Raw genomic sequence first — 626 nt, 5'->3', positions numbered from 1 at the left:
GCGCCATCTTTTGAGAAGAAGGAAAGCGTTCTCAACGAGATGGCGGAGTTTGTAAAGATATTCGTCGTATTCCCGCATATGTTTTCGGTCCTTTCTTGGAGGAATGACCGGTGTCATGCCTTGGTCGGCAGCCTTGATAATGATTGTGTCTGTATCATAGCCACGGTCTGCCAGAAGATATTCCGCCTGGAATCCCTCAATCAATTGCGCTGCAACTGTGCAATCCGCTGTGGTACCACAAGTGATAAAGAATCGCACCGGCATACCATGCGCATCCACGGCCAGATGTATCTTGGTGTTGAGCCCCCTTTTGTTCGGCCCATCGCCTGATTTCCGCCCCGTGCGCCGGCGGCGTCGGGATGTACTTTGACATGGCTGGCGTCGATCATCAGCCACTCAAAGTCCGTGTCCTCCACCAGGGCCTCCAGTATCCTTTCCCAGATTCCCTTGTCACGCCACCGGCAGAACCGGCGGTGTACATTCTTCCAGTGTCCGTATGCTTCCGGCAAGTCCCGCCAGGGCGCTCCGGTGCGCAGAATCCAGAATACTCCGTTGATAAATTGCCGGGTATCCCGGGCATTGCCGCCTCGCGTCCCCTTTTCACCAATGGTATGCGGCCTGATTTT

General features: G+C 54.8%; 1 pseudogene. It reads right to left on the bottom strand.

Annotated elements, in window-relative coordinates:
- Positions 1–623 (bottom strand): annotated as a pseudogene (locus tag U8U01_RS17335) (IS5 family transposase); the annotation flags it as partial.
- Positions 624–626: the final 3 nt, after the last annotated feature.

The sequence above is a fragment of the Acutalibacter caecimuris genome, from assembly GCF_034335085.1.
Lineage (GTDB): Bacteria > Bacillota > Clostridia > Oscillospirales > Acutalibacteraceae > Acutalibacter > Acutalibacter caecimuris.
This window is presented reverse-complemented; position numbering and strand designations above follow the sequence as displayed.